We start from the raw sequence: 3,421 nt of genomic DNA on the forward strand, positions 1-3,421 counted from the left end.
TATAATGCGATGAATACCCGGCACGTCGCACGCGCAGACGTAAGCATCCGCCGTAATTGTTTCAACATTTTCCCCATTGGCAATCGCAAAGCCATCGATGTGAATATTATCGCCTTCGCCTGTATATTTAATTTCTCGCAATTGACTGCGGGTGTGAATTTTGGTACCTTTAGATTCTAAATAATCGACGATCGGTTTGAGCAGATATTCAGCAGGCGAACCGACCAACATGTTTAGCTTTGAGGCTTCGGTTTTCGACGCAAACATCATAAAGATCGTCAACATGCAACGCGCCGAGATATTTTCGGTATCGATAAACCCCAACGCCAGCGCGATCGGATCCCACATCCGGCGTAAGCTATGGTTATTACCGCCATGCGATCGAAACCAATCGGCAAAACTGACTCGATCGAGATCGCGAATCATCTTCATTGCTATCTCATAACTGACTAATCCAGGCACGATCGGACTAGTACCCAAAGCTAGTGCATTGCGAAGCTTATCGACGATCGTTAATTGCTCGGTGGTAAAAAATGCCTTCAAGCCATGAAAAGGCGCGCCCAGGAAAAATCTGAAATCTAGTTTCCCAATGTCCCCACCCGCATTGACAAAATTGTGAACGTGTTCTTTGGGTAAAAAGATATCAGTCGCCCCAATCCGCTGCATTAGTGCGAACAGATTAGCGTAGTTGTTGAAGAAGACGTGCAAACCCATCTCGATGTGATTGCCATCAGCATCCACCCAGCTCCCAACTTTACCACCGACGAAAGGACGCGACTCAAAAATCTCTACGTCATGTCCAGCATCGACTAAATCGACAGCGGTAGCCAATCCCGCCAATCCCGCACCAACAATCGCAACCCGCATATCTATCTCATTGTTTTTTGTATCTTTACAGATTTTAAGATTTTTTAAGCACTTGTGCATCCTCTATGGATTTTGGATTAAAACTCATTCCCACCCCCGTCTCAAAATAATTTCCCCCAAAGCTTGCCTTTATAAAAAAGTGGTGTTATATTAAATAAGTTGAGTGAAAAACACGACGCGGAGTAGAGCAGCCTGGTAGCTCGTCGGGCTCATAACCCGAAGGTCGCTGGTTCAAATCCAGTCTCCGCCACCAACTGAAACAAAAAGCCACGACCTTAGGGTTGTGGCTTTTTGCGTAGCAAAGTATTTAAATTCTCATCTCCCATCTCTAGAGCTTAGTCGCGATCGACATCCCATCACCGATCGGTAGTACAGTCACCCGAACGCGAGGATCGGTGGCTAGTTGACGATTGAACAGATCCAAACCCCCGGTAAATTCGTCATTGTAGGTATCGGGATTTAATACTCGTCCTTGCCATAATACGTCTGTAGCGATCGTCAACCCCTGAGGGCGCAACAACTCGATCGCCCGATCGTAGTACTGTGGATATTGATACTTGAGTCCAGAGATAACGATCGCGTCGAAATACATCACCGGATTGGCAGCCAGTAGCTCATCCAACAGCTCTAAACCAGTGCCGATGTGGAAATCAATGCGATCGGCAACGCCGCACTGCTGCCAGCAATTACGAGCGATATCGAGATGTTTCCCGGCTACGCCACAGCTAATTAGTTGCCCAGCGGGAGGTAATGCTAGCGAGATTGCCAGGGTAGAATAGCTACTAAAAATGCCTAGCTCTAATACTCGCACAGCTTGAGTCGATCGCAATAACATGGCGATTAGCTGAGCCTGTGCTAGAGTCGGCTGCATTTGCGAGAGGGGATACTCTAACGTGGCTTGTTGTAAATTAATGAGCGTATCATCAGCAGGAGTAGAGATAGACTTGATGTATCGATCGATGCCATCTTCTACGCCAGTACTCGCCTGCTGATGGAGATGCGGAGTCAGATGTTCGACAAATTGACGGGCGCAATCTTTACATTGATACCGTTGTTTATCTCGATAAAAACCATGCTTCCGAATCTTGGTGGATTGACAGTTGGGGCATTTCATTACAGGTGTAATCGTAGTTACTTATTCGCCCCGACAGCATGATTTTGAGCTTCAAATTGAGGTGCGTAAGATTGTAAGAGAGTGCTTACCTGTTTGACAACCTCGTCGCCAGTAGGCTTGGCAATTGCCTGACGTTCGGGGAAAAATTCTGGGCGATTGAGATTTTGGGTAATTGCCGATTCGACTTGTTGGGTAATTAAATTTTGAAGTTCCTTTTGAGCGCGTTCGCGTTGATAGCTTGCGCCTTCTTCGGTAGTAGCATACAGGGGTGGTAATCTATTGAGGGCATAAGCAGCAATATCGCCAACATCTAGTTGTACGTCGTTGTTGAGTTCGATGGCGGTAATCTGAGCGATTGTCTCAGTAATTACCAATTCTTCCATCACATTAATAAATTGTTTGCGCGGCACCGTTACCACTTCGCCAGCTAATAGTGCGCCCATCAGATGATCGAGTGCCATGTACTCTTCTACTGATAATTCGGCAGCACTATCACAGATCCGTCCTACCTCAGCTTCCATTGCAGGAGTCAGATAGCCTTCGTCTAGAGCATGTTCTACGATCGCTTGAATGTTCATTATTAAAATAAGTTGTAAGTCGTCAGTGCGCGCGCTGTAAATGGTTTTGAATGAAGGAGCTTTGTGCCCCAATTCCTACTACTAACGCTTGCAAACCATCATCTATCTACATTATTCCCCGAAAATTGGACAAGATAAACATGGAGGACGGGGAGTGTGGGAGGTGTGGGGGGTGTGGGAGGAGTTAGTGAGATGCGGAGATCTTACCCACCCCACTGGGCGGGTGACCCGACCAGTAGCCCTGTCGGGCACCCCTCCTTGGAGGGGATTTTATTCACTATTCCCTATCCCCTATTCGATCGATTGAGATCGCCATTGAACTGGATCGACAGAGACGGCATTGACGTATAATCCCCAGTGTAGATGAGGGCCAGTAGAAGAACCAGTATTACCGATCGCACCGATGTCATCGCCAGCAGCGATCAGTTGCCCTTCTTCGACACTAATTTTGCTCAGGTGCATGAAGATACTGACTAAACCCTGACCGTGATCTACACCTACCACATTACCGTGGACGCGGAAGCCTTTTTTCTCGTAACCGACTAAGACAACTTTGCCACCTGCTGGAGCCACAACCGCAGAACCATAGCCGCCTGCATAGTCTAAACCGCGATGGTAATAATCTGTGGCAAACTCGCCATTGTAATAACGACGCACGCCGTAAGGAGAACTAGTTCTGCCGGAATTAGGGGCGATAAATTTGCCGCTCCAGAGTTTGGTGGGACTGACGGTAGCTTTAAAAGCGGCTACTTGCTTGAGTTCTAGTTCTGTTGCTTCGACTCCAGACTTACCAGGAGAGAAATTAATCCGCTGGATGGCAAATTTGCGATTGGCGACGGGAAATTTAACGGTAGTCGTACCA

Annotated in this window: 4 protein-coding genes and 1 tRNA gene; 1 reads left to right on the forward strand and 4 read right to left on the reverse strand. The window is 47.3% G+C overall.

Annotation, left to right across the window (positions count from 1 at the left end):
• Window positions 1–867, reverse strand: an 867-nt coding sequence (locus tag RMO79_RS21065) for an FAD-dependent oxidoreductase (RefSeq protein WP_310485227.1), incomplete at its 3' end; no start/stop codon positions are given.
• 176 nt (window positions 868–1,043) lie between these two features.
• Here RMO79_RS21065 and RMO79_RS21070 point away from each other — a divergent pair.
• A tRNA-Met gene (locus tag RMO79_RS21070) sits at window positions 1,044–1,120 on the forward strand.
• Between the two features lie 75 nt (window positions 1,121–1,195).
• Here RMO79_RS21070 and RMO79_RS21075 read toward each other — a convergent pair.
• From RMO79_RS21075 to RMO79_RS21085, 3 genes are all read right to left on the reverse strand, one after another.
• A complete protein-coding gene (locus RMO79_RS21075) occupies window positions 1,196–1,981 on the reverse strand; it encodes an SAM-dependent methyltransferase (RefSeq protein WP_396136649.1) in 786 nt (261 codons plus the stop codon).
• 17 nt (window positions 1,982–1,998) lie between these two features.
• Window positions 1,999–2,559: a late competence development ComFB family protein gene (locus tag RMO79_RS21080; RefSeq protein WP_310485228.1), complete on the reverse strand. Its 561-nt coding sequence runs from the start codon at window positions 2,557–2,559 to the stop codon at window positions 1,999–2,001.
• Between the two features lie 291 nt (window positions 2,560–2,850).
• Window positions 2,851–3,421: M23 family metallopeptidase (locus RMO79_RS21085; protein WP_310485229.1), on the reverse strand; the 571-nt coding region annotated here is incomplete at its 5' end.

Source organism: Chamaesiphon sp. VAR_48_metabat_403 (genome assembly GCF_031422475.1).
Lineage (GTDB): Bacteria > Cyanobacteriota > Cyanobacteriia > Cyanobacteriales > Chamaesiphonaceae > Chamaesiphon.